This window comes from Acidocella sp. MX-AZ03, from assembly GCF_027626035.1.
GTDB lineage: Bacteria > Pseudomonadota > Alphaproteobacteria > Acetobacterales > Acetobacteraceae > Acidocella > Acidocella facilis.
This window is the reverse complement of the sequence record NZ_CP110774.1, coordinates 3328800-3352743: the sequence shown is the minus strand read 5'-3', so window position 1 is coordinate 3352743 and position 23944 is coordinate 3328800. Positions and strand designations below refer to the sequence as shown.

At 58.1% G+C, this 23944-nt stretch carries 24 protein-coding genes and 4 pseudogenes; 12 read left to right on the top strand and 16 right to left on the bottom strand.

The features are described 5' to 3' along the window. Window positions 1-954 precede the first annotated feature (954 nt). Entirely contained in the window at window positions 955-2559 is a 1605-nt protein-coding gene (locus GT370_RS18525; RefSeq protein ID WP_270183530.1) for a hypothetical protein, read from the top strand. Between the two features lie 144 nt (window positions 2560-2703). On the opposite strand, the pseudogene GT370_RS18520 reads toward GT370_RS18525, so the two are convergent. The 3 genes and pseudogenes from GT370_RS18520 to GT370_RS18510 all read right to left on the bottom strand — a co-directional run bounded on the left by GT370_RS18520 (window position 2704) and on the right by GT370_RS18510 (window position 5055). Continuing rightward, window positions 2704-3790 (bottom strand): annotated as a pseudogene (locus GT370_RS18520) (IS3 family transposase). 135 nt (window positions 3791-3925) lie between these two features. Further along, window positions 3926-4645: an RES family NAD+ phosphorylase gene (locus GT370_RS18515; RefSeq protein ID WP_008495795.1), complete on the bottom strand. Its 720-nt coding sequence runs from the start codon at window positions 4643-4645 to the stop codon at window positions 3926-3928. Continuing rightward, window positions 4642-5055 (bottom strand): MbcA/ParS/Xre antitoxin family protein, encoded by a 414-nt coding sequence (locus GT370_RS18510; RefSeq protein WP_008495794.1) that lies wholly within the window; start codon window positions 5053-5055, stop codon window positions 4642-4644. The genes GT370_RS18515 and GT370_RS18510 overlap by 4 nt, the downstream gene beginning before the upstream one ends. A 175-nt stretch (window positions 5056-5230) precedes the next feature. Here GT370_RS18510 and GT370_RS18505 point away from each other — a divergent pair, with 175 nt between their 5' ends. From GT370_RS18505 to GT370_RS18490, 4 genes are all read left to right on the top strand, one after another. Beyond that, window positions 5231-5887 carry a response regulator gene (locus GT370_RS18505; protein ID WP_008495793.1) on the top strand — a complete coding sequence of 219 codons (657 nt, stop codon included), beginning with the start codon at window positions 5231-5233 and terminating at the stop codon, window positions 5885-5887. Then, a complete protein-coding gene (locus tag GT370_RS18500; RefSeq protein ID WP_270183528.1) occupies window positions 5884-6111 on the top strand; it encodes a hypothetical protein in 228 nt (75 codons plus the stop codon). The genes GT370_RS18505 and GT370_RS18500 overlap by 4 nt, the downstream gene beginning before the upstream one ends. 23 nt (window positions 6112-6134) lie before the next feature. Beyond that, window positions 6135-7196 carry a sensor histidine kinase gene (locus tag GT370_RS18495; RefSeq protein ID WP_270183527.1) on the top strand — a complete coding sequence of 354 codons (1062 nt, stop codon included), beginning with the start codon at window positions 6135-6137 and terminating at the stop codon, window positions 7194-7196. An 86-nt stretch (window positions 7197-7282) separates the two neighbouring features. Continuing rightward, a complete protein-coding gene (locus tag GT370_RS18490) occupies window positions 7283-7594 on the top strand; it encodes a PepSY domain-containing protein (protein WP_008495791.1) in 312 nt (103 codons plus the stop codon). Window positions 7595-7789: 195 nt separating this feature from the next. Here the strand turns inward: GT370_RS18490 and GT370_RS18485 are convergent, their stop codons facing one another. From GT370_RS18485 to GT370_RS18430, 12 genes and pseudogenes are all read right to left on the bottom strand, one after another. Continuing rightward, the gene (locus GT370_RS18485; protein ID WP_270183526.1) at window positions 7790-8587 is read right to left on the bottom strand and encodes a TonB-dependent receptor domain-containing protein; all 798 of its coding nucleotides are present in this window, start codon (window positions 8585-8587) and stop codon (window positions 7790-7792) included. Then, complete coding sequence (locus GT370_RS18480) at window positions 8578-9216, bottom strand: hypothetical protein (RefSeq protein ID WP_270183525.1); 639 nt, start codon at window positions 9214-9216, stop codon at window positions 8578-8580. Before GT370_RS18480 ends, GT370_RS18485 begins: the two co-directional genes overlap by 10 nt. Beyond that, window positions 9213-9929 carry a hypothetical protein gene (locus tag GT370_RS18475; RefSeq protein ID WP_270183524.1) on the bottom strand — a complete coding sequence of 239 codons (717 nt, stop codon included), beginning with the start codon at window positions 9927-9929 and terminating at the stop codon, window positions 9213-9215. Before GT370_RS18475 ends, GT370_RS18480 begins: the two co-directional genes overlap by 4 nt. Then, window positions 9926-10258 carry a TonB-dependent receptor plug domain-containing protein gene (locus GT370_RS18470; protein WP_270183523.1) on the bottom strand — a complete coding sequence of 111 codons (333 nt, stop codon included), beginning with the start codon at window positions 10256-10258 and terminating at the stop codon, window positions 9926-9928. The genes GT370_RS18475 and GT370_RS18470 overlap by 4 nt, the downstream gene beginning before the upstream one ends. A gap of 229 nt (window positions 10259-10487) precedes the next feature. Beyond that, complete coding sequence (locus tag GT370_RS18465) at window positions 10488-11201, bottom strand: energy transducer TonB (RefSeq protein ID WP_270183522.1); 714 nt, start codon at window positions 11199-11201, stop codon at window positions 10488-10490. Beyond that, window positions 11198-11599, bottom strand: coding sequence for an ExbD/TolR family protein (locus GT370_RS18460; RefSeq protein ID WP_008495860.1), 402 nt, complete (start codon window positions 11597-11599; stop codon window positions 11198-11200). Before GT370_RS18460 ends, GT370_RS18465 begins: the two co-directional genes overlap by 4 nt. Window positions 11600-11614: 15 nt before the next feature. After that, window positions 11615-12295 (bottom strand): MotA/TolQ/ExbB proton channel family protein, encoded by a 681-nt coding sequence (locus GT370_RS18455; RefSeq protein ID WP_270183521.1) that lies wholly within the window; start codon window positions 12293-12295, stop codon window positions 11615-11617. A 421-nt stretch (window positions 12296-12716) separates the two neighbouring features. Next, window positions 12717-13064 (bottom strand): sensor histidine kinase, encoded by a 348-nt coding sequence (locus GT370_RS18450; RefSeq protein WP_168118472.1) that lies wholly within the window; start codon window positions 13062-13064, stop codon window positions 12717-12719. A 324-nt stretch (window positions 13065-13388) separates the two neighbouring features. After that, the gene (locus tag GT370_RS18445; protein ID WP_083878918.1) at window positions 13389-14468 is read right to left on the bottom strand and encodes an IS5 family transposase; all 1080 of its coding nucleotides are present in this window, start codon (window positions 14466-14468) and stop codon (window positions 13389-13391) included. A gap of 212 nt (window positions 14469-14680) precedes the next feature. Further along, window positions 14681-15759: pseudogene (locus tag GT370_RS18440) on the bottom strand (IS5 family transposase). Window positions 15760-15824: 65 nt separating this feature from the next. Then, a complete protein-coding gene (locus GT370_RS18435; protein WP_270183520.1) occupies window positions 15825-16742 on the bottom strand; it encodes a HAMP domain-containing protein in 918 nt (305 codons plus the stop codon). Continuing rightward, the gene (locus GT370_RS18430) at window positions 16708-17397 is read right to left on the bottom strand and encodes a response regulator transcription factor (RefSeq protein WP_008495821.1); all 690 of its coding nucleotides are present in this window, start codon (window positions 17395-17397) and stop codon (window positions 16708-16710) included. The genes GT370_RS18435 and GT370_RS18430 overlap by 35 nt, the downstream gene beginning before the upstream one ends. Window positions 17398-17952: 555 nt before the next feature. Here GT370_RS18430 and GT370_RS18425 point away from each other — a divergent pair. From GT370_RS18425 to GT370_RS18395, 7 genes and pseudogenes are all read left to right on the top strand, one after another. Further along, window positions 17953-18210 (top strand): hypothetical protein, encoded by a 258-nt coding sequence (locus GT370_RS18425; RefSeq protein WP_270183519.1) that lies wholly within the window; start codon window positions 17953-17955, stop codon window positions 18208-18210. A 153-nt stretch (window positions 18211-18363) separates the two neighbouring features. Next, window positions 18364-18768, top strand: a complete 405-nt coding sequence (locus GT370_RS18420; protein WP_270183518.1) for a hypothetical protein — start codon at window positions 18364-18366, stop codon at window positions 18766-18768. Window positions 18769-18887: 119 nt separating this feature from the next. Further along, window positions 18888-19301, top strand: coding sequence for a hypothetical protein (locus GT370_RS18415; protein ID WP_270183517.1), 414 nt, complete (start codon window positions 18888-18890; stop codon window positions 19299-19301). Beyond that, the gene (locus tag GT370_RS18410) at window positions 19273-20064 is read left to right on the top strand and encodes a hypothetical protein (protein ID WP_270183516.1); all 792 of its coding nucleotides are present in this window, start codon (window positions 19273-19275) and stop codon (window positions 20062-20064) included. Before GT370_RS18415 ends, GT370_RS18410 begins: the two co-directional genes overlap by 29 nt. Window positions 20065-20099: 35 nt before the next feature. Continuing rightward, window positions 20100-20645 (top strand): annotated as a pseudogene (locus GT370_RS18405) (Mu transposase domain-containing protein); the annotation flags it as partial. After that, window positions 20635-21429: an IS21-like element helper ATPase IstB gene (gene istB / locus GT370_RS18400; RefSeq protein ID WP_008495843.1), complete on the top strand. Its 795-nt coding sequence runs from the start codon at window positions 20635-20637 to the stop codon at window positions 21427-21429. The pseudogene GT370_RS18405 and the gene istB, both read left to right, overlap by 11 nt. A 351-nt stretch (window positions 21430-21780) precedes the next feature. Further along, window positions 21781-22556: pseudogene (locus tag GT370_RS18395) on the top strand (IS701 family transposase); the annotation flags it as partial. A 447-nt stretch (window positions 22557-23003) separates the two neighbouring features. Here the strand turns inward: GT370_RS18395 and GT370_RS18390 are convergent. Further along, window positions 23004-23936: a DUF6282 family protein gene (locus GT370_RS18390; RefSeq protein ID WP_008495769.1), complete on the bottom strand. Its 933-nt coding sequence runs from the start codon at window positions 23934-23936 to the stop codon at window positions 23004-23006. Window positions 23937-23944 lie beyond the last annotated feature (8 nt).

The window sequence follows — 23944 nt, the reverse complement described above, 5'->3', positions numbered from 1 at the left end:
GGTAAAAATGTTCCGAATTTCATTCGTTTCTGTGGCCATATGCGCTTCATCCATAATTCCGAACAAAGTGACGCGCGAATTCCCCAGGCTTGTCAGAAGCGCGGTGATTATAGCAGGCGGAACTCTCAGTTTTGTGTTGACTGCATTACCAGCTACTGCGGCACCACCCTGCGGGCAGAACGAGCTTCCCTATTATGCTTCATATCCTATTCCTGGCGTACCTGCGTCTAGTTGGGGCAGCTTCCTTAACATTCATTGGTCCAATGCGCAGATCAGTAACCCTCCCTGGTTTGATGCAAACGCCATGCTTGCGGCTGCAAAAGCGGCGCCAGACGGAAGCTGGGGGCAGAATCCCGTGGACCAACCAGTGGACCCGTACTTATACCTACAGACGAAGACATTTGTTCCACTGACACCAGCCTCACCAGCCCAAACTGCCCAATATCAGCAAGGGGCAGCGGCCTTCCACGCGGACAACTACGATGCCGCGATCGCGTCATTTGACAAAGTCGCTGCAGATCAGACGTCGCCATATCACGCCGCGGCCGCATACTCTGCGGCCCGGGCCGCCTTGAGCAACGGAAATTATGCGGGCGGTTTCCAGCGCATCGCTGCCCTACTGAGCAACCCCGCAATGCAGGAATTCTACAGTGCTACCTACGATTTAACGGGCACTCTGGCTTGGCAGCAACCCGACGCTAGACTTCTTGCAGCGCGCTTGGCGGAAATATCGCATCTGTTGACTGCCCCGCATGACCTGGTTTGCCAGGAACCGGAACTTACTACTCTTCAACAGAATGCAAGCGACGATATGCTGGTGCTAACCCGCATTACATCACGCACTGTCATGGATCAGATACGAGTCAATAATCCATTTGCTGATTTGGCTTGGACAATTGCCCAGCCCACTTCCTACACCCAGCCACAAAACTGGGCTCATGGCATGCCTCCCAGATGGTTGCCTTTCCGGGCTTCGAGGCTTCGGGCGCCAAGCTGCCACCAGATGTAGAGGCCGCCTACCCTGGACTAACCCAGCACGCCCGTGAGGAGTGGCTCGCTACGAAAAACCCACTTTGGGCCTATGCCTTGGCTATCCGCACAACTAATCCGTCCGACGTCGCGCTGCTGCAAAACGCCCGCGATATCTTGCCAAGTTATGCAAGTGATCCAGTTCTTAACGCAGAGAGCTGGAATGTGCCGTCCGCTCTTTCCAGCCTGGATGCAGCGCTTTTTGAGCAGCAGGTGCGTATTTTGCTGATGAACGGCCAGCCCGGCGCAGCGATCGCTCTCATGCAATCGGGGCTAACACCAACAGCCCCTGCCCTGCCAGATAAGTTGCTTTCCTCCACGCCGGGTCGCCGAAACGGTGACTTTTACGCATTTATCGTCAATGGTGGGATTCGTTATTACGTGTCACATCAAGATTTGAGTGGGGCTCGGGCTTGGCTTTCGCAAGTCAAATCCGTCTTTCGCAACCAAGGAGTCACGTTTTTTGGATTTCAGCATGGAACATTTGAAACTCGCGAGGTTGACCCTGGACTAAGATTGATGCTCGCCCAGAGCTGGCCGGAATTCATGGCCGATGAGGTATCGATTTCAGACGACCAATACTACACTAGTAACGTCGGCCATTTAGAAGACGCCGCAGCCTTTGACTTGTTACCCGCTGACGAACTTATCAAGTTGAGCCGCTTTCCGGGTCTTAATGGACCCCAACGCCGGACGCTGCTAGGAGCGGGGTGGATACGCCTCTACATGCTGGGTCGTTGGCCGGAGTTTTTTGCGCTCATGCCCGAGGTGAGAGATAATTTTCCGGAACTTGATACCGATATCGATAATATCGAGGCTTCCTGGACAATGCGAACGCGCAAGCATCTGACTCTAAAAATGCTGCTGCATTTTCCAGGTCTGAGCCCACATCCGCAATGGATGGATCAGTATTCAAATGGTCAACTAACTCTCCGTAACACGCCCGATCTAACAGCCATCGACCCTTACGACCATAATGATGGTAATTGGTGGTGCTCGTTCGATATCCCGCGCACCGAACTGGATGTGGCTGGGACGTTCTTTGTTAACCCTGTTCAAGATAATCAAGTTGGTTTCGACTATGACTACCGTAACTTATCCGGTGGATATGTTTATTGGCCAACGGGCACTTTCGCGCCACCCCAAGGCAACCAAAATACAGACGCTGATTATGATTACGCTGTCGCGCAATCTCTCTCTCTAATCAAAGGCGACCCTCTGTTCGGCAATATCGACTACAAGGAGCTCGCGCAGCTTGCAGCTACCCAAAGCGGCCCCGAGGCACTAACCGAACACGCCGTTAAATGGGCCAAGCAATCATACTGGTTTACGCGTTTGCTTGGCATGGACAATGCTCTGCCGGAGACGCTGCATCTTGCGGTACGATCTACGCGCTATGGCTGCCATTTGGGTCCAAATTGGGGGGATGATTCTCAGTCGGCTTACACTCAGCTGCAGACGCTTTATCCCCATTCAATATGGACCGACAAAACCCCTTACTGGTTCACTCCTGATTCTCTCTCCCGATAAAGTCTCTATCGGCGGGTGGGGGCTGGGGCGGAAGTCTGCTTTTGGGAAAAGCCGTACAATTGTCCGCGTGCCCGCTGTGGGCGCAACATTTTCGTTGCGCGGCCTGGTAATCCCTCCGTTTTTAACGGGGCCTGTTCGTAGAATTCAGGCGGCGAGTTTCAGTTTCTGAGCGGGCGTGATCCCACCGAAGCCCATGTTGGGGCGCTCGTTGTTATAAGTCCAGAGCCATTTTGTGGCGTGGTGTTGCGCCTCCTCGATACTTTCAATGATGTGCTGGTCGAGCCACTCATGCCGCACGGTCCTGTTATAGCGCTCGACATAGGCATTCTGCTGGGGCTTACCCGGCTGAATATGGCGGATGCTGATCTTCAACTTCTCAGCCCATGCGAGCAGCTTTCCGCTGATATATTCGGGGCCGTTATCAACACGAATGCTCCCAGGCTTGCCGCGCCATTCGATGATCCGGTTCAGGCTGCGGATTACACGCTCAGCCGGCAACGAGAAATCAACTTCTATGCCTAAACCTTCACGATTGAAGTCGTCGAGCACGTTCAACAGCCGGAATGCGCGGCCATCCTCCAAGCGATCCGCCATGAAATCCATCGACCATGAGACGTTCGGCGCCTCAGGCACAGCCAATGCATCAGGCTTGTCCCGGTGCAGCCGTTTGCGAGGCTTGATCCGCAGGTTCAGCTCCAGCTCCCGGTAGATGCGATAGACGAGTTTATGGTTCCATGGCCGGCCCTGCACATTGCGTAAATACAAAAAGCACAGGCCAAAACCCCAATTGCGCTTGGCATTCGTTAACCCCACGAGCAGATCAGCGATCTCCTCGTTCTCGCCAACCAGTTTTGGCGCATAGCGATAACAGGTCTCGCTCACGCCAAACGTCCGGCAGGCCAGCGCGATGCTCACCCCCGCCTCGCCACCGCCACCTCGGCCATCTCGCGGCGTTTAGATGGCCGCGCTACTTTTTTCCCAAAGCCTCCTTGAGCAGCTCATTCTGCATGCTCAATTCCGCAAACATCTTCTTCAAACGCCGGTTCTCGTCCTCAATCGCCTTCATCTGCGACACCATCGAGGCATCCATCCCGCCATATTTGGCACGCCATTTGTAAAAGGAGGCATCGCTCATCCCATGTTCGCGGCACAGTTCCGAAACCGGAACACCGCCCTCCGCCTGGCGCAAAATCGCAAGGATCTGGGGCTCGCTATATCTCGACGTCTTCATACAAATCTCCTCGTGTAATCTGCCGAGAAAATTCTACTTATCAAGCCCCTTAATTTCAGGGGGATTACCGGCTGAAGGATGTCGCTTCGCAAAATGCCCGTGAACATGTGTGGCCCTTGTTTGCTTCCGCCCTCTTCAGCATTCCTTCACCCGAAAAACCCCTCCCGTCCCTGCATCGCGGATCAGATCAACGCGGGCCCCATCCCAGTGATAATCAAGATGGCGCCCTTGCACGGGCGGCGAGACTAGATCCGGGTAAAACAGCCCCACGCAAACACCGTCAGGATCGCGCCTGCTGGGGTAAACCAGCCCCTCAGATCCACGGCCCCGCAAGGCCGCTGCCAATTGTTGCGCCATGGTGTAATCATCTGGGTCCAATACGGGCATGAGCGCGGCGGGCCCGCCCCGCAGATCATGCAGCGAGGCCTGGATATCCAGCACAAGCTCCCGAAACTGCGATGTCCAGCCAGACGGTTGTCCGGTCTGTGCCATGAAGCGTGCGTGGTGGTGAATGGTTTCAAGCAGGGCCGTCTCATATGTCCGCGCGGCGTACAGCACGCCATAAGCCCCTGTGCTGAACCGGCTCGGCCGCTCAGGGCTGACATGCGTGAACGGGGCCATGAGATAACTCGCTCCCGGCCCGGAAACGCGCCGCGACACCGGCACCAGATCAAGTGCGCCGATCGTTTCCATGAGGCGCGGATTGGTCTTCTGCTCCGCGGCGATCAACAAGGGCCAATCTTCTGGATCGGCAATATCTTCGAACAAATCGACAGGCGGATACAGGCTGCGGATGATCCGCCTGGCACCAACCCAATGAACCGGCGAGATGGGGACGATCGACGGGTCGATCACCAGCCGCCACGCTCCGCATCCAGATAATGCCGCACACGCATGAGGTCGGTTAGTTCACCCTGGAGCATGACCTCCAAAGCCGAGCGGCCGCCAAAAGCCGCATTCGGGGCTTTGATCCAGCCATAGCCGCGCGCCGGCTCCTTGAAAATGATCCGCAAGGCTTTGTGGATCCCCATGAGGTTGGAGAGCCTGGCCTTGCCGTCACGGCCAATCCGGCCAAGCTCGCCAGCTTTCCAACGGGCAAAGGTACGGCGCGGCAAGTCGAGGATGATCGCGGCCTGGTCGTCTGTCACCCCCCATAGGCGGAAAAGGTTCAATGCCGCACGGAACATGGCGCCTGCCTCTTCATCGGTGATCGGGTCAGGTGAAAAGGGCTTCGGCGCAACGGTGATCTGGCTAAGCACAGACATGGGAAGCTCCTGTCATGTGGCTATATATACGCCATGTATTGCCATATGGCAATAACCATACTGGGCGGCCGCGCTTAGCCATGCACTACCATTCAATTCTCCTAAAATTTGGATCCGCTCGCGCGTTCGCGTATAGCCTCTTGTTTGGCTCGGCCCCTTCGCCCAAGCTGGTCATATGCGGGTATTGCTGATCGAGGATGATGCGCTGATCGGCGCGGGTTTGCTCGCCGCCTTGAAATCAGCGGGCATGATGGTGGACTGGGTCCGTGACGGGGTGACGGCGGAGGCGGCATTGCGCGACAATGCCTATGCCATCGCCTTGCTTGATCTCGGCCTGCCGGGCCTGGACGGGCTGAGCGTGCTAAAAGCCGCGCGGCAGAAAGGGGTGGAAACGCCTGTGCTGGTGATCACCGCCCGCGATGCGGTGGAGAGCCGCGTCGCTGGGTTGGATCTTGGGGCAGATGATTATCTGGTGAAGCCGTTTGCAGTGCCTGAGTTGCTCGCGCGCATCCGGGCCCTGATCCGCCGCCACGCCGGGCGGGTAACCGCGCGGCTGGAAACCAGCGAGGCGGCGCTTGACATGGCAAGCCACGAATTTTCCTATGGCGGCCGCACCGAGCGCCTTTCCGCGCGGGAATACGCGCTGATGCAGGCGCTGATGAGCCGGCCGGGACGGATTTTATCCCGCGCCGAGATTGAGGAGCGCCTCTATGGCTGGGGCGACGAGGTGGAAAGTAATGCCGTGGAGGTATTAATCCATTCCATCCGGCGTAAATTCGGAAAGCAGGTCATTCTGAACATACGCGGCGCTGGCTGGATGGTGGAAAAATGAGCCCCGCCCTCTCATTGCGCCGAACCGCTTTGGTGTGGGTCACCTTCCTGCTGGTGGGGGCCGGGCTCATCGCGGCGGGCGCGGCGTATCTGTATAGCAAGAGCGAGACCGCGGATTTTCTGGACGGGCAACTTCGCCAGATCGCTTTGAACGCCGGGCGCGGCCCCGGCACCGCCAACGCGCCCCAGCACCCGACCAGGATGCCGAGGACCGCTTTGCCGTGACAATCTGGAATGCGCAGGGAAGCATGCTGCATCAAACCATACCCGGCATGTTTACGTCACCTCCGCGCCAGGCTGGCTTTTCCACGGCGCGGATCGGCGGCGAAGCCTGGCGGGTCTATGTATTGCGCGGCGTGGACCGCACCGTGGCGGTCGCGCAGCGTGAGATCGTCCGCGACGAAATCGCCAGCAATGCCGCTATCGGCGCGGCCTTGCCGGCGGCGCTGCTGATCCCTTTCTCCTGGCTGCTGGTCTGGCTCACCCTGCATCGCACTTTGCGACGGCTCGACCTCTTGGCCGCGGACCTCGCCACACGCGGCACCATGGCTACCGAGCCCTTGCCGCTGCATGGCATCCCTCAAGAATTGACGCCGCTGATCACCAGCATGAACGGTCTCATCGTCAGGCTTCAGGCCGCGCTTTCCGCGCAGAAGCGCTTCCTGGCCGATGCCGCGCACACGCTGCGCACGCCGATCGCCGCGATGCAGATCGAGATCGATAATCTCGTCGCCGGGGCACCGCTCGCTTTACCGCGCCTGGCCGCTCTCGCAGCGGGGGCGCGCCGCAGCGCGCAGCTGACCGACCGGCTCCTGCGCCTGGCCCGGCTCGACGAACCGCCGGCGCTGCCCGCCACCCGTTTCGATGCCGCACGGCTTCTGCTTGATTGCGTTGCGGATCACGCTGCACTCGCCGCGCGCAAACACATCGAGCTGAGCGCGACCATCCCGCCCCGATTCCTGGTGACTGGCGCCGAGGACGACGTGCGCACGCTCTTCGGCAATTTAATCGAAAACGCCGTTACTTACACGCAGGCCGGCGGAACCGTGGACATTTCCTTGCGCCGAAGCCAGGCCGGCGGCTGCGCCGAAGTGCGCGATAACGGTCCTGGCCTTCCCGAAGGCGCGCAAGCGCGGATTTTCGAACGCTTCTTTCGCGCCACGCCGGAGGTGGCGGAGGGCACAGGGCTAGGGCTCGCCATCGCCCGCCGCATAGCTGAGCGCCATGGCTTTGGGCTGGAGGTCACAAACCGCACCGACGCTGTCCGCGGTGTTATGGCGACGGTGACGATGCCGGGCAGTTGGGCCTAAGTTTCAGCTAAGTCTGCACCGCTAAACCAGAGTCAAGGCGCCCGGCGTGGCCGGCGCCGAACGTAGATGAACTATGGAGTTTGACGATGAAATTTGCGTATCCTGCCCGTACTCTGGGCGCTCTGGCGATCCTCGCCGGTTTAGCGGCGCCGGCTCTAGCCTACACAGGCGAAAACCTCTCAGGAGGCGCCAAGATCAGCCTCGAAGCGGCGCGAAACATCGCTCTGAAGGCGCAGCCTGGCAAAATCGCGGATGAAGAGCTGGAGAAGGAAGCTGGTGGCAGCGGCTTGCGCTACTCATTCGACATCAAATCCGGCGCGAAAACGAATGAGGTCGGGGTAGATGCCGTGACCGGTGCCGTTCTTGAGAACAGCGTGGAGGGGGCCAACGCGGATTAGGGCAAACTGATACCCGGGCGAGCGGCGCTCCCGCCCGGAGGATAAATGGATGACCACCAGTCTCGCCAACCATGAGGATCGCGAGGCTGGTGGTTTATCGATGCGTCACCCCCACGGCGACGGGGCTAACGCATCAACTTCGATAATCATGCCGCGATGAAAGCCTGCGGTCCCGCGGCAATATCGTCGCGGACGTCAAAGACGATAATGTACGCCGAACAGAATACGTTGCCCGTAATATTCGCGCTGAATGGGATAAAATCTGTTGGAGCCCTGCGTGATATATAGGCGGTAATTGGTCAGGTTGGCACCTTGGGCATAGAAGGTCCAGTGCGGAGTCAGCTGATAAGACGCGCTTACATCCAGCATGAAAGTCGGCTGGGTGTAAGTGCTGCTCCCCGGGCTGCTGCCGGCGGCGAAGAGATTGCGTGAAGTGTAGTTTTCGCTGATCTCGAAATCGAACGGGCCTTTTTTATAAGTTTCGGCGATATTGGCGGTCAGCGGATAGGTCTCTGGCAGGATGGAACGCCCCTGACCGGGGAAGATTTTACCCGTGCCATCCACGTAGGTCAGATTGGCATCGATCCCCAGACCATCGAGCGGATGTGGCAGGAAATAGAAACGCTGAATGGCCTCGAGCTGGACGCCGCGCACCTGGGCGCCGCTGATATTCTTGAACGTCTGATAGGTGTTGCCGTTCGCATTATAGTTGGTCGCAATGATATAATTGTCGATATTTTTGAGGAAGCCATCAACCATATAAACGCCGTCATTATGCGTGTAATAGGCCAGCGCGACATCGAATGTCCGGCCGGTTTGCGGCTTCAAATTCGGGTTGCCGGTCGAGATCAAGGACCCACTGCCACTGCCCAGGGCTGCGTTCGCGGTCGTGGAAATCGCCGGGCTGACTTGCTGGAAGCCGGGACGGGCGATACCTGTCGAATAGGCAAAGCGCCCCTGCAACTCTGGCGTGAAATCATATTTCAGCTGCACTGTCGGGAAGATGTTGTTGTAATTCTGGGGCTTCGTAATCTGCCCCCGATCGTGGTATTGCCGTTAGCATCAGTGGTGGAAGCGTAGCCGGAATATGCGGCATCTGTCGCCTCGAACCGGAGGCCCGCAAGAACCTCAAGCTTGTTCCATTGCAAATCTTCTTGCGCGAAACCCGCATATATATTCTCACGATCATGCTGGTAGGATTGCGCGGCAGAAATCGGATCGGCCGAGGTCGTGTAGCCTTGACCAAAGAGCTGACCGTAATTCAGATTTGGGCCGAGCGGATAGCGGCCATAGGTCGTTAGGTTGGACATGCCGCCCGTAACGCTGGCCAGCGAATAGCCGCCATTCACCGGCGTATAGGAAATGGTGGAGGCCATGCTGTTGCGCGAGCGCAGGCTGAAATCCGCGCCAACTTTGAACGAGCCGAGGGTATTGAGGAAGCTGGTCGGCACCGCGAAAGAGGCGCCGTTGTCATAAATCCTGTCTGTGGCGCTGATCGGAAGATTGGTTAAATCGCTGAAGCTGTAATTATTTGGGTTGGTGGGATCATACGCCGCACCGGACGCAGTTGCGATGCTGTACGACCGGAAATTCCGGTTACTGGTATCGTAATCGATTGTCAAATTCTGATCGTTGCTGCCAAAATTCGAGACAAAATCATGGTTGAAACGATCGAACCCTCGGCATAGCCGCTGTGGAAAGTCACGTTCACCAGGTTGGCGACCATGAAATTGCCGCCCGCCTTGAGCACTGTCATGCCGTCGGTTTCGGAGCTGTTCTCATAATATTTGTTCAGATTAGCGCCTGTCGCCGTGAAGTTGTTGTTGCCATTATCGACAGAGGACGCATCGAGATTTTGAAGGTAAAGTTCGTCTTTTTGAATGGTCTCATTCATGGACGAGAACATACCGAGCACGTAGAGATGCGTTTGCGGGTTCGGATCGAAATCGATCTCGCCAGTATACCCCTTCGAGATGCGCTGGTTGTTATATCGGCGCAGCTGAAGATTATTAATCTGAGCCGGCATGCCCGCAGTGGTGGTGCCGTTCGTATACCCCTCTTCCATATCGAAAATACCCGGGGAAGTATTAATATACCCGAAGCTCCCAAGCACCGTGAACGGCTTGGCATTTTCGAACTTCAACCCTGGAATGGCGAAGCGCTTTCCGGCGGTAACGCTAACCTGACCCATGGCATTGTGCTGCAAGAGCGTTGTGCCGCCGCCGGCATTTATATCAAGCATGGTATCTTTATCCGCGGGCATGCTCGGCGGCAGCAAATCGATCACACCACCAAGACCGGTGGCGGCGATATCGGGAGTGAGGGTTGGTATCACTTTCGCCCCCCGATAATGCCGGGGGGTAAAAAGTCCAACGCCACGGCGCGGCCGCCGCCGGTCGGGCTGGCATTGGTATTGGTGCCGGGAAGCTCAAGCCCTGCATAGCGCGTAGAATTCAAATCCTCTGACAAGCCGCGTACCATCACGTAGCGGCTGAATCCGGAATCAGTCGCGGTGCTAATGCCAGGAACATGCTTCAGGTTTTCAGCAACGTTTGAATCCGGAAGCTTCTGCATCACGGATTCAGGTTGCACATAAATAATGTTCGGGGCTAATTTCTGTTCCTTAACCGCTTGCTTTTGAGAGCCCGTTGAGCTCGGCGCCACGGCTGCACCGCTATTGGTATAATTAGAGCCGTTGCGGTCACGGTCCCAAGATCAAGGTTAATGGGAGAGGTTGGCGCGCTCGATTGGGCACTTGCCCGTGCGAGTGGCAACGCCGATAGTGCCGTTGAGGCAAAAAGAAAAATCACGCGAGAGCGTCTCAAGCCGTACATAATGCGTCTCCAATTTCACGGGTTTTGGATATCGACAGCGGTCAGTCGGGATTCATATCCTACGACGTCATCTCAAAAATCACTTCGACGGTGACGTCGTAGCTACGTCCTGCGAAGCCCGGCGGCGGAGCTGGATAATGCGCGATGCGGGCGGCCTGCAGGGCCGCCTGGTCGAGCAGCGGAAAGCCGCTGGAATGTGCCAGGGCGATGTCGCTCACCACACCGTTGCGATAGGTGAAGGTGATCTCGGGCGTGCCGCCTTCACGCGCCATCTGCGCGGCCTGCGGATAGACGCGGTTGGCCACCCCCTGAACGGCATTGCGCATCGCCAGGCGGAAGGCGTCCACCTCACCCTGGGACGGGGCGGGCGGCAAGGCGGGGGCCGGCGGCGCCGGCGGCGTCACCGGCTGCGGCGGTGGCGCCGGCTGCGGGCGCGGCTGTGGCGGCGCCACGTGATGCGGCACCACGTGATGCACCGGGCGCGGCGGCGGCGGCTTGGGCACGCTGGGGGCCGGCACCGGCTTGGGCGGCGGCGGGGGCGGCGCGGGGGTCGGCACCGGCGGCGGCGGCTTGGGCGCGGGCGGCGGGGCGGCCTGGATGGTCACCTTCACCACCGCTGGCTGCTTGGCCGGCGGCGGTTGCTGATGCTGCATGGCCGGCAGCAACAGCCCCAGCGCCCCGGCCTCGAGCAGCAGCCCGGCGCCGATCGCCAGCAGGAAGCGGCGATTGGAATGCCCCTCCCCGCCCCATTCACCGGACATGCCAGCCATCATTGCGCCGCCTGCGGCTGCGCGGCGATGCCGATATCGGTCACCCCGGCCTTCTTGGCGGCGTCGATCACCGTCATGAAATGCTGGAAGGCGCTGGCCTTGTCAGCGGCGATGGTGACTTCCGTCTTGTCCGGGGCGCCATCGCCAGCGAACATGGCGCTGAGCTGGTCGGCGCTCATCACCTGGTCCTTCACCTTGATGGTGCCATCCGCCATCACATTCACGATGAATTTCGGATGCGGCAATTGCTGCGTCTGGGCGGCGTTGGGCAGCTGCATCGAAACCCCGGCATCGGGGATCATCTGCATCGTCACGATGATGAAAAACACAAGCAGGAACAGCATCACATCGATCATCGGGATGATCTCGATGCGCGCCTTGCGGCGTTCGAAATAGCGCATGGTGGGGGGTTCCGCTCAGGCCGTGGCGAACTTGGCGGCGGTGCTGGCGCCAGCACCGGTCTTGCCGGCTTGCACCACCGGGGCGCCGTCCATGCGGTTGACGATCAGCACCTTCAGCGAATCAAGCTGATGCACGACCAGCCGCACCTGGTTGGAGAGCGCATTGAACGCCGCCAGCCCCAACATGGCGATGAACAGGCCAAAGGCGGTGGCAACCAGCGCATCCGCCACGCCGCCGGTGACTTCCGCCGGGGCATGGCCGGGCGCGGCCAGCACGTTGAAGGCATGGAACATGCCGATGATGGTGCCAAACAGCCCCATCAGCGGCGCCAGGGTGATGATGGTATCCAGCAGCCAGAGCCGGCGGTCCAGGCCGGGGGCGATCAGCATCACCGCCTCATCGAGCCGGCTGTTCAGCGCCTCGGCATTGACCATGCCGGCATGGCGCAAGGCGGTATCCAGCAGCGCGGCTTCCGGCAGCTTGCCGGCGCGGTTGCGCAGCGCCACCAACTCGCCCTGACGCAAGGCCGTCTCCTGCGCGGTGGCGCGGATGACGCTCTCGCCACGCAGAATGGTGCTGCGCAGGAACCAGAAGCGGTCCAGAATCACCGCCAGCGCCAGCAGCAGCAGCACCGCCATCAGATAGAGAATCCCATCCGAATAGTTGGCGAGATAAACAATGTATTTGACGGACAAATTACAGCTCCTCAATTAGCTGAGAGTGGCCAAACCGTAGCGTTGAACGCCACAGGAATTGTCTCAAGGCGGACCAGCACGCCGCCACTAGCGCACGGCAAAACGGCTTGCCGCTTGTGGCGTGCAAGAGATCCATCTACCGGAAATAGAGAAAATTATAGATTTTAACTAAAACATCTCTGCGTTAGACTGGCGTAATAACATTATTCTATGTTCCCGCTCAAACTCGCTTTGCTCATCATCTCGGCCTCTATAATATCAGTCTGTACACTCCGGGGCCGGCTTGTAACGAAATATGTGTTCATCTTTGATGATGGTTTGATTGCAGATTGATGATCCTGCGCCGATAATTATACAATCCGTTAATGATGCAAAGGCTATACAAAAAATTCAATATTTTACTAATATCTTCGACTTCGTCTCAGTATTTTGATATTTCCGTTCGCGGGGCGCGGTTCTGTGGAAGTATAATCTCCACTTGAAGTCCAGGATTTGCGTCTTTCAGCGTTAATTTACCGCCGTGAAGCTCGGCGATAGCCACCGCGATCGGTAAGCCCAGACCAGCGCCGGGCGCCGTACGGGCTATATCGATCCGTCCGAAACGCCGAAGCGCCATGCCATGTAAGTGGCTTGGTATGCCTAGTCCATTGTCGGCGATGGCTATCGCGACGTTTTGCGCCGCGCGAGTCGCAGATATATGGATAAGGCATCCCGGCGGCGTATGTTTTATCGCATTCAAGATCAGATTGCCAAAAAGCTGGTTCAGCAAGACGACATCACCGTATAAGCTGAGTTCCGACTGAATGTTGAATATGAGCGTCCGGCCAGACTCGTCGACCGCGGGCGCGAAGGTGTCGATCAGAGAGCCCAGAAGATAGGAAAGATCAATCCAAGAAAATGCCTTCCGACGCGCCCCGCTTTCAATCTGCGCCAGCCGTAAAAGTGCTGAAAAAATCTCTAGCAGTTTGCTGAAAAACCCCGAAACTTGGTTTTATTTTTTCTGATTTAGCTTTGGGGCCTGGATTTTGGTTCAAGTGATTGAAGTTTCTTGCCGGTTTCTGGACTTTTTTCGTCCAGCGGACAGACTCGTCCCTTATATTGCCACCATTTTTGGAATGCGTACCAGATTATAGGCGATCAGGTTGAGCATGAAGGTGCCGGCGACCCGCGCAACGCCGCGCAGCTTGGTCTTGCGCATCGTGCCGTGCTGCTTGCCCCAGCCGAATATGCACTCGATCATCGCCCGGCGGGTCTGCGACATCGCATAACCGGGATGGCGCGTGGTGCGTCCGTCAATCGCGCTGCGGCGGTGCCTGCCGGTTTTGGTCTCACCGTTGTTTTGTGTGACATGCGGTGTCACGCCGGCGTCGCGCAGATTGGCGACATGATCGGCGGTATCGTAAGCCTTGTCTTCGCCTACGGTGATCCGCCCGGCGGCCGACTTGGCTTTGGCTTTCAACATCGCTTCCGAGGCTTCACGCTCAGCCGTGCCTGTGGCCTGGGTCACTCGGCCACCCACCGCCAAGCCGTGCCGGTTGTCCATCAGCGCGTGCCCCATATACGAAAGCTTTGCCTCCCGCCCAGCGGCCTTGCGGTACAGCCGGCTTTCCGGGTCGGTGGTGCTGGCATGGGTATCGTTCTTACGCTTCTGACCGTGGAAATCCGAACCATCATCGTCGCTGCCATCCTTCGGCCGGAAGCTCTTCTGCGACGCCCACGCCTCGATCAGCGTGCCGTCCACCGAGAAATGCTCATCCGATAGTAGCGGCGTCACCCGCGGGTGGTTCAGCAGCCGGCTCATGAATTTCTGGAATATATCGCCGTTCTGCAGGCGCTCGCGGTTCTTGCTAAACGTGGTCGGGTTCCAGACCGGATCATCCGGGGATAAGCCCACAAACCAGCGGTACAGGAGATTATAATCCAGTTGCTCCATCAACTGCCGTTCCGAGCGAATCCCGTACAGCACCTGGATCAGCAGCGCGCTCAGCAATTGTTCAGGCGGCACCGAGGGCCGGCCTTCCCTGGAATACAGCCAGGCAAAGCTGCGGCTCATCTCATGCAGAACATCCCGCACCAAAGCACGGATCGCTCGCAACGGATGGGTCGCCGGAACCCGTGTTTCTGGTGAAACATACGAAAACATCCCGCCCTGATCTCGAAAAGAACCCCGCACCCCACGCCTCACAAAACCTGCCAGCCAAAGTGAATCACATCATAATCCCGGCCGCCAGGAGTTTTTCAGCAAACTGCTAGCAGTTTGCTGAAAAACCCCGAAACTTGGTTTTATTTTTTCTGATTTAGCTTTGGGGCCTGGATTTTGGTTCAAGTGATTGAAGTTTCTTGCCGGTTTCTGGACTTTTTTCGTCCAGCGGACAGACTCGTCCCTTATATTGCCACCATTTTTGGAATGCGTACCAGATTATAGGCGATCAGGTTGAGCATGAAGGTGCCGGCGACCCGCGCAACGCCGCGCAGCTTGGTCTTGCGCATCGTGCCGTGCTGCTTGCCCCAGCCGAATATGCACTCGATCATCGCCCGGCGGGTCTGCGACATCGCATAACCGGGATGGCGCGTGGTGCGTCCGTCAATCGCGCTGCGGCGGTGCCTGCCGGTTTTGGTCTCACCGTTGTTTTGTGTGACATGCGGTGTCACGCCGGCGTCGCGCAGATTGGCGACATGATCGGCGGTATCGTAAGCCTTGTCTTCGCCTACGGTGATCCGCCCGGCGGCCGACTTGGCTTTGGCTTTCAACATCGCTTCCGAGGCTTCACGCTCAGCCGTGCCTGTGGCCTGGGTCACTCGGCCACCCACCGCCAAGCCGTGCCGGTTGTCCATCAGCGCGTGCCCCATATACGAAAGCTTTGCCTCCCGCCCAGCGGCCTTGCGGTACAGCCGGCTTTCCGGGTCGGTGGTGCTGGCATGGGTATCGTTCTTACGCTTCTGACCGTGGAAATCCGAACCATCATCGTCGCTGCCATCCTTCGGCCGGAAGCTCTTCTGCGACGCCCACGCCTCGATCAGCGTGCCGTCCACCGAGAAATGCTCATCCGATAGTAGCGGCGTCACCCGCGGGTGGTTCAGCAGCCGGCTCATGAATTTCTGGAATATATCGCCGTTCTGCAGGCGCTCGCGGTTCTTGCTAAACGTGGTCGGGTTCCAGACCGGATCATCCGGGATAAGCCCACAAACCAGCGGTACAGGAGATTATAATCCAGTTGCTCCATCAACTGCCGTTCCGAGCGAATCCCGTACAGCACCTGGATCAGCAGCGCGCTCAGCAATTGTTCAGGCGGCACCGAGGGCCGGCCTTCCCTGGAATACAGCCAGGCAAAGCTGCGGCTCATCTCATGCAGAACATCCCGCACCAAAGCACGGATCGCTCGCAACGGATGGGTCGCCGGAACCCGTGTTTCTGGTGAAACATACGAAAACATCCCGCCCTGATCTCGAAAAGAACCCCGCACCCCACGCCTCACAAAACCTGCCAGCCAAAGTGAATCACATCATAATCCCGGCCGCCAGGAGTTTTTCAGCAAACTGCTAGAATCGAATCAGTTTCTGAAATCGCCCAGGGGATTACGCTACGGGACAATGTCTCATCATTGCCAAGTTGCGCGAGTTCCAACCCCTCACGCAAACGAGCGAGCGGGGAGCGTAAATCATGTGCGATCTCATTTCCAACCTGTCTCAGATTTTCCATGAGGAATTCAATCCGATCCAGCATAAGATTGACGCTTACAGCCAGATCATCAAGTTCGTTTCTGTAGCTGGACCTCGTCAATCTTCGACTAAAATCGCCTCCCATGATTGATTCGAGTGTCGCGTTGATATCCTTTATACGCGAAACCGCGTTCTGACCCAACACGATTCCGGCCCCCAACCCGAGCGCCAGCAGAATACTAAAACCAATAAAAAAGCTTCGAACCAGACGTTGCCTCAGCTCTACAAGGGCGGTCGCGTCTTCGCCAACCACCAGCAAGCCACCATCTGCCAACCGAATTCCCAGATTTCGTGTCGTCATGATGTGAGATGCTGGATGCATAACGATAAGATTATGCCAACTCCAACCTTGCATGCGTGAAGGATCGGCGAGATTTGTCGCAACGACATGCCCCTGAGGGTCGATCAATGTGACAAAGGTGCCGTGTACCACCTCACTTTGCGCCTCGCGTACAGCTTCCATCGCAACCGCCGTACGTAAGATTTCTCCGGGATCGACAATTTCCGCTGCTTCATTACCGATTTGGCGATCCAGAGTGCGGACCATCGCGCCGGCAGTTCCATAATAGATGACCAAAAAAACAAGTCCGGCGCCAAGGGAGGCTAAAATTGCGCCGCAAGCGGCAAGCCTGAAACTGGTTGTACGGATTAGGCTTGGCGATCGCGCCTGCCGCGCGCTTCCAGGACTTTGTTCAATTTGCATCGACACCCAATCGATATCCGACACCGCGTAGCGTATGCAATATCTTCACGGAAAAATCCGATTCGATCTTGACGCGCAAGCGCGATACGTGACTCGCGACAACGCTGGTTCCGGGGTCAAAATCATAATCCCAGACTTTTTCGAGTAGCATTTTGTATGTCGTTATTTTCCCCTGGTTGAGCAACAAAGCCTCAAGAATTTTGAATTCGATCTGGGTTAGAGAAATTTCCCAACCGGCACGTGTGGCAATGTGCTTGCGGCGGTCGAGCCATAGATCGGTGTACGACAGAATGGAGCGCCTAGATGGTGCTGGGCAGCGGCGAATCAGAGCTTCAACGCGTGCGCAGAGTTCTGCAAATGCAAATGGCTTTATCAAATAATCGTCGCCACCGGCACGCAGCCCTTCTACCCTATCGTCAATGCCATCGAGCGCGGTGAGAAACAGCACTGGCACCTCGACACGGGTCTTGCGCAGGGCCTGCACAAGCTTTAGGCCATCATATCCCGGCAACATCCGGTCGACAATCAGCAAGTCCCAGGGGTCAACGCTCGCCCGTAACAGACCGTCATTTGCTGTGGCAACCGTCGTCACCTGATGCGCCTTAAGGGTGAGAGCCTGGCAAACAAGCGCGGCGGCCTGGTGGTCATCTTCTATAAGCAGGATTTTAAAGCCGGTCATCCGGACTTAGCTTTAACGTCCGCTTATATGTTCGCAAGTGATCTTTTTATAACAATGCGCATTGCATTTTCTACGGCAGCGGTTGGTTTCAGGCGGGCCAGTATAACTGGTATCCATCGATACGCTAGGATTAGGCTAACGAACTTATCTTAGCCAGCGCAAATATATTATCGAGCTTAAAAACCACCTTCGACTAATATTAAAATGCCCTCGCGGCATCGTCGGTGATAACCAATTAAATCGAGATTAAGAAAGCTATTTATGCCTCTTGGCATCGCTATATCCGCATGCGCTAGCATTCCTTGGTCTGTTGTAGCCGCATAAGATACTACCACACGGGACCTACGAGATTAGAGATCAGGATTGAGCTTGGGAATGAGATTAGAATTGAGCTCAGTTTTGAGATCAGGAACAAGCATAGGAATCAGCACAGGAAAAGGCTTTGGATTGGGCTGGGACACAAGCTCAGCGCTTGTCAAGATTCCGATTCGGAAGATTGCGCGCTTAGTCAAAAATAGTGAAACTCCATGCCGCTATTTTTGAAAGCCCGTGTTCATGTCGCGCAAACGCATTCACACCGAGGCCGAGATCGAAAGCTTGGCGGAAATGCTCCGCCCGCTCTGGCGACAGAGCGATGTCGTGCGGCCCTGGCTGCGCCAACATTACGGCATGTTGTTGGAGCTTGTGCATGGCGACTGGTCCTGGGCTGCAATCGCACGCGCGATGACGCTGGCTGGCATCACCTACAGCACCGGCAAAGCGTGGGATGCCGACTGGCTGCAAAGCGAGGTCTATCGCGCCCGCCGCCCCTGAAAGGCTACCAGCGCAAGACCGCCACCGGCTGAACCGGCAAAGCCCCTCATCCGGCCGCCCCTCTCAACCTATGACGAGGTCATGGCGCGCCTGCTCGGTAAAAAATCGCCGCCATAAGCCCCAGCCATCCTTTCCCCAGAATGGAGCCAAACGATGCCTGAACCCAAAGACAACACGCCGGAATTGCTGCGCTTTCCCAATGCGACGGGCGGACGTGCACCCACCTCAGGTACCACACCGCCGGAATTTACCTTCAGGCCGGATGAAGACGCCGCCCCACCGGAGATGGAGTTGGGCACCGCTGCCAGCCCGGCGGTACCCGCTGCCAGCCCAACGCCTTTGACCGGCATCGATTTAAGCGGGCGGCACAAAGTCATTTTCTGGGTGGGGCGAGGCAAAACCGGCAAGACCACCGGCATACGCTGGCTGGCCGAGAAAACCCTGATGAACGGCACGCCTCTGCTAATGGCGGATCTGGACACGACCAACGACACCTTCTCCCGCTATATCGACAAAGTGGCCCGCCCCCGGAGACCGCCGACCCCAGCCTGTCCCTGAAATGGCTGGATCGCCTGTTACAGCATAGCCTGGCTCAGAAAATATCGGCGCTGGTCGATCTGGGCGGCGGCGATACCACGCTGCGCCGCCTCGCTGTCGAATTACCCGACCTGGTCGCCTTGTTCGAAGCCCAGAGCTTCGCGGTGGTGCTGTTCCATACGGTGGGGCCGCAAGAAGAGGATTTATCACCCTTGGCCACCTTGCAGCGGCTGGGGTTCAAGCCGACTGCCTCGTCCATCATTTTGAACGAGGCCATGATGGATGTCGGCGAGACCCGCGATACAGGCTTCGCGCGCATTTTGCGGCATAGCGTCGTCCGTCAGGCGATTGGTGAGGGGGCCGTGCCGGTATTCATGCCGAAACTCTTCGCCGCCCAACAGGTGGAAATCCGCCGGCTGAAATTCCATGATGCCGTCGCGGGTAAGACCGGCCGGGCCGACACGCCGCTCGGGCCGTTCGACCGGGCCCGGGTCAGGCTATGGCTGGAGGCCATGGACAGCAATTTTGCGGGGATCAGCTCATGGCTGCCATGAACGAGCCCGGGAAGAGTTCGACCTGCGGCGCTACAGCGAAATCCTTGGCCGCGAGATCGCCCAGATGCAGGAGGAGCTGGAGCGGCTCATTCAGGTCACCGGGCTCAAAAACGACCCGTTATTGCCGCTGATTAAGGTCCTGTCCTCCTCGCTGCGCTTGCAATGGCGCCTGCATAACCAGGCCGTGCGCTATTTCCACGATGCCAGCGACCGGCTGGACCGCGAATACCATGACACCCTCAAGAAGACGGCGCTGGCCGTCCAGCAAGCCGAGGCGGTGTTGCAAACCAAACAGGCCGGCATTGTCGAGCAGCTGACGCCCAAGCTCGCGGATAATGTGCGCTATGCCGTGTATCAGCACGGCAAGACTTTGAAATACAAAACCCTCGGGATCTGGGCGGTCGCGGTGCTGGCGCTGGGTGCCATCCCCTGCCTCTTCACCTACGCTGCCGGGCTGAATGCCGGGCGGTTTCAGGGGGAGGTCGCCTCACATCTGATCTCGGTTGCCATGAAGGCCGGGCCGGCCGAGGCCATCGCCTGGGGCCAGCTGATGCAGGATAATGACGGTGCCGTCGCCATGGCGACCTGCCGCAAGAGCCTTCAGCAGGATGCCGACGGGCGGCATTATTGTTTCATGCCGGTCTGGACAGATCCGAACCCTACCGCCCTACCTGCGGCATCCAGCCAAGAGCCTGGACGGGACCGTCCAGGCGAAGCCAAGAAAAGAGCCTGGGACCGGGCAAAACGACGCTTAACTGCATGAGAGAGGGGTATAATGGTAACTGCCAAGCCTGACGCCGTAACCGCTACAGCGTACCGGCCTCTTTCGCCAACCGGCCGGTCAGCCTGCGGGTCTATCCCAACAGGCTGGTGGTGGCGGCGCAAGGGCAGATCATCTGCGAGCATCCGCGCATCATCGACCGGACGCATAATGGCCCCGGGCGCACCATCTATGACTGGCGGCATTATCTGGCGGTGATCCAGCGCAAGCCGGGCGCCTTGCGCAACGGCGCGCCCTTCCTGGAATTGCCCGATGCCTTCAAACAGCTGCAACAGCCTCTTCTGCGCCGCCCCGGCGGTGACCGGGAGATGGTGGAGATCCTGGCCCTGGTGCTGCACCATGACGAGCAGGCGGTGCTGGCGGCGGTGGAACTGGCTCTGGAGGATGGCGTGCCGGCCAAGACGCATATCCTCAACCGGCTCCACCGGCTGATCGACGGCACACCCGCCACCCCGCCAGCGGTAACCGCGCCGCAGGCGCTGAGCTTGGCCAATGAGCCCAGGGCCGATGTCGAACGCTACGACAGCTTGCGCCAAACCAAGGAGACCCGCCATGCGTCATGATCCCGCCGCCGGCGCGCTTGTCATCATGCTGCGCAGCCTGAAGATGCACGGCATGGCACAAGCGGTCGACGAACTGGCGCAGCAGGGCGCGCCAGCCTTCGAGGCCGCCATCCCGGTGCTCTCTCAACTGCTGAAGGCCGAGACCGCCGAGCGCGAGGTCCGCTCCATGGCTTACCAGCTCAAGGCGGCGCGCTTCCCGGCCTACCGCGACCTCGCCGGCTTCGACTTCGCCAGCAGCGAGGTCAATGAGGCCCTGGTCAGGCAGTTGCATCGCTGCGACTTCATCGAGCCCGCGGACAATGTTGTGCTCGTCGGCGGGCCGGGCACCGGCAAGACCCACATCGCCACCGCACTCGGCGTGCAGGCCGTCGAGCATCACAAAAAGCGTGTCCGCTTCTTCTCAACCGTCGAACTGGTCAACGCCCTGGAACAGGAAAAAGCCCAGGGGCGGAGCGGCCAGATCACCGGCCGCCTGATCCATGCCGATCTCGTTATCCTCGATGAGCTCGGCTATCTGCCCTTCAGCGCCTCGGGCGGGGCCTTGCTGTTCCACCTGCTCAGCAGGCTCTACGAGCGTACCAGCGTCGTTATCACCACTAATCTGAGCTTCAGCGAATGGTCCGCCGTCTTCGGCGACGCCAAGATGACCACCGCCCTCCTCGATCGCCTCACCCACCACTGCCACATCCTCGAGACCGGCAATGACAGCTTCAGGTTCAAGCACAGCTCGGTGCAGAAAAACCAAAAACGAAAGGAGAAAAATCAGGCCTTGACCCCATCTTGAAACCCAAACCATAACCAAGAGGCGGGTCAATTCTCGGTGGAATTCCAGGGTCAGATCTCAGCGGAAATCAACACAACGTCCTCTGCGCGTAGCACTGAGGGCGTTCCTGACTTGTTCATGAGTTCGGTATTGGTGGTTGCGGGACCCAGCAACCAACTTGACTTGCTACTCTCTGTCTAGAGTCTGCAATTAGGATGCTTAAATTCAACTGTTATCAGCCACCTAGCATTACAGTCGTGATTTTTATCTTGCGAAACGTCTGTAAGTCCGAATCAATGGGCAACCATGATTCGACAGTCATGGACGCGTTTTGCATCGATTGAGACGACGCTCGAGTTGTGGGCGTAATCACTGCGCGATGTGAAAGGACGAATGCGACCTGTGTTCGCGCAGGAGCGTTCGGCGGTGAATGCTGCGTTGTTTCTGGATGGGTTGCTGAGCGAGGAACGGCGCAAGACGGGATGGATGCGCGCGGAGGCTGCTGGCGATCCTGGCCCTTGGCGGCAGCAGGAACTTCTTGGGCGGGACCGCTGGGATGCGGATGCGCTGCGTGATCTTGTGCGCGAGTATGTCGTCGAACATCTGGCAGACGATGATGCGGTGCTGGTGATCGATGAAACTGGCTTTCTCAAGCAGGGCAAGGCATCCTGTGGGGTGGCGCGGCAGTACACGGGATCCGCGGGCAAGATCACGAATTGCCAGATCGGCGTGTTTGCGGCCTATGTATCGCCCAAGGGCTATGCCTTTATCGATCGGGCACTCTATTTGCCGAAGGCTTGGACCGACGACTCGGTCCGGTGCAAGGCGGCACATGTGCCAAGCGACACCGGCTTTGCAACCAAGCGGCAACTTGCGGCTCGGATGATTGCGCGCGCCATCACGAGTGGTGTGCCGTTCCGTTGGGTCGCGGCCGATACCGTCTACGGTGTCGGCGATATCAAGCGTGATTTGCGGCGGGCTACCAAGGGGTATGTGCTTGGGGTTGATGCGGCTCATGTCTTCCGGTCGTGGGACAAACCCCGACGCATCGCCGCTACAGCCAAGGGCATTGCCGAGGCGCTTGAGCGTCCGACTGGAAGCGTCTGTCCGCTGGAGCCGGAACCAAGGGGCCGCGGTTGCATGACTGGGGACTGTCCTGAATTTTGTGCTTGGCCATAGACTTGGGCATGGAGGCCCGACGACATTGCACCCGTCATTATCAATACAAATGCGGGGGGGGGCAGACAATCTCAATTGCGGTTTGATACGTTCGTTCCGATGTCTTCGGCTAGCAAAGGGGCAAGCAGTGCTAATTCCTCGATGCTCAGCCGAAAGGCATCAGCGCTTATCAAACTGTCGAATCAACTTGGCCGGCGCGATCCAACGCTGTCTCCCGTTATTGCTGGCTGCTGCAGCGCCTCGGCGACAGCTACCGCAGCTGGCGTGAAGCTATGTAGGTTACCAGTGCAGCACCAAAGCCAAATCTGGCTCAGCCTTGGCTCACCGAGGCGCCGACTTCCGCTAATTCATCTCCAACGCCGGAGCGGTGTTGAACGCGAACGCTGGCAACCTCATAGAAATACTACTGGATAGAATTACACAGTCTCGACTTGCAGATCGAGCAGCCGTGCCGCGTTGGTCGATACCATGAGACGAATCTGGTCATCGTTGTAGCCAAGTTCAATGCAGGTTTTGATGCCGTAGCGGAAGCCATCCAGCGGGCTCATCGAGCCGAGCTGGCCGAGGTCCGAGCATAGGATCGTCTGCTCAACGCCACCGGCCTCGATCTGCTGGCGCAAATCCTCCTCAGTCTTCGTCTTGAACTTGCTGCCAGGCAGGAACATTGCCAGCGAATGCTCGATGAACGCGCCCATGGCGGCAATGCCCTTCACGTCGTTCAGCGAGGCGCCGACAATGTCCTCCGGATGGGTAAAGACCAATCGCGTAACGCCGCGCCGCTTCGCCTCCTCAAAGATCAGCCAAGTCTCGCTGACATGTAAATGGCCGCTGGCCAACACCATGTCATTACGGGCCACGATATCGAGGATCTGTTTTAAATCGTCGCGAACTTTTTTGTCCGGGGTAAGCACTGGCACAGCCGTGGCGTGGCGCATCTTGGTGGTCGCAGCCGGGTGGACAAAGCTGGAATTCTTCTCCCAGGCCAAATGGTTTTCCGCCGCCAAAGTCGGCAACCAGACGATCCTGCCTCCCATCGCAGCGGTGTGCTCGACAGCGTAGGGATTGAGCCCTCCGACAACATTGTTGAGCACGATGGAGGAGAATATCTTCGTCTTCAGCTCGGGGAAATTATCGGTGATCAGCCGTGCCGTGGCAACGCCGGCATAGTCATGATCCTTGGTGACCACTGCAGCGATGCCGGCGGCCGAAGCGTCGCGGACCAGTTCCAGATGATCAAGCCCGCGCGCGGCGATGGAAGGACCGCTGTGCACATGTGTGTCAACGGCACCCTTCAGAAGGTTGGTGATCCGCTGCTCAATGTCGGTATTTAGATTTATGTTGTGGTCCATTTTTTCCT

Coding starts and splice junctions, on each gene's coding strand:
- GT370_RS18425 (WP_270183519.1), top strand. CDS start 17,953: ATGTCGCGCAAACGCATTCACACCGAGGCCGAGATCGAAAGCTTGGCG.
- GT370_RS18505 (WP_008495793.1), top strand. CDS start 5,231: ATGCGGGTATTGCTGATCGAGGATGATGCGCTGATCGGCGCGGGTTTG.
- GT370_RS18390 (WP_008495769.1), bottom strand. CDS start 23,936: ATGGACCACAACATAAATCTAAATACCGACATTGAGCAGCGGATCACC.
- GT370_RS18500 (WP_270183528.1), top strand. CDS start 5,884: ATGAGCCCCGCCCTCTCATTGCGCCGAACCGCTTTGGTGTGGGTCACC.
- GT370_RS18430 (WP_008495821.1), bottom strand. CDS start 17,397: ATGACCGGCTTTAAAATCCTGCTTATAGAAGATGACCACCAGGCCGCC.
- GT370_RS18460 (WP_008495860.1), bottom strand. CDS start 11,599: ATGCGCTATTTCGAACGCCGCAAGGCGCGCATCGAGATCATCCCGATG.
- GT370_RS18420 (WP_270183518.1), top strand. CDS start 18,364: ATGCCTGAACCCAAAGACAACACGCCGGAATTGCTGCGCTTTCCCAAT.
- GT370_RS18495 (WP_270183527.1), top strand. CDS start 6,135: ATGCTGCATCAAACCATACCCGGCATGTTTACGTCACCTCCGCGCCAG.
- GT370_RS18465 (WP_270183522.1), bottom strand. CDS start 11,201: ATGATGGCTGGCATGTCCGGTGAATGGGGCGGGGAGGGGCATTCCAAT.
- GT370_RS18525 (WP_270183530.1), top strand. CDS start 955: ATGGTTGCCTTTCCGGGCTTCGAGGCTTCGGGCGCCAAGCTGCCACCA.
- istB (WP_008495843.1), top strand. CDS start 20,635: ATGCGTCATGATCCCGCCGCCGGCGCGCTTGTCATCATGCTGCGCAGC.
- GT370_RS18510 (WP_008495794.1), bottom strand. CDS start 5,055: ATGTCTGTGCTTAGCCAGATCACCGTTGCGCCGAAGCCCTTTTCACCT.
- GT370_RS18490 (WP_008495791.1), top strand. CDS start 7,283: ATGAAATTTGCGTATCCTGCCCGTACTCTGGGCGCTCTGGCGATCCTC.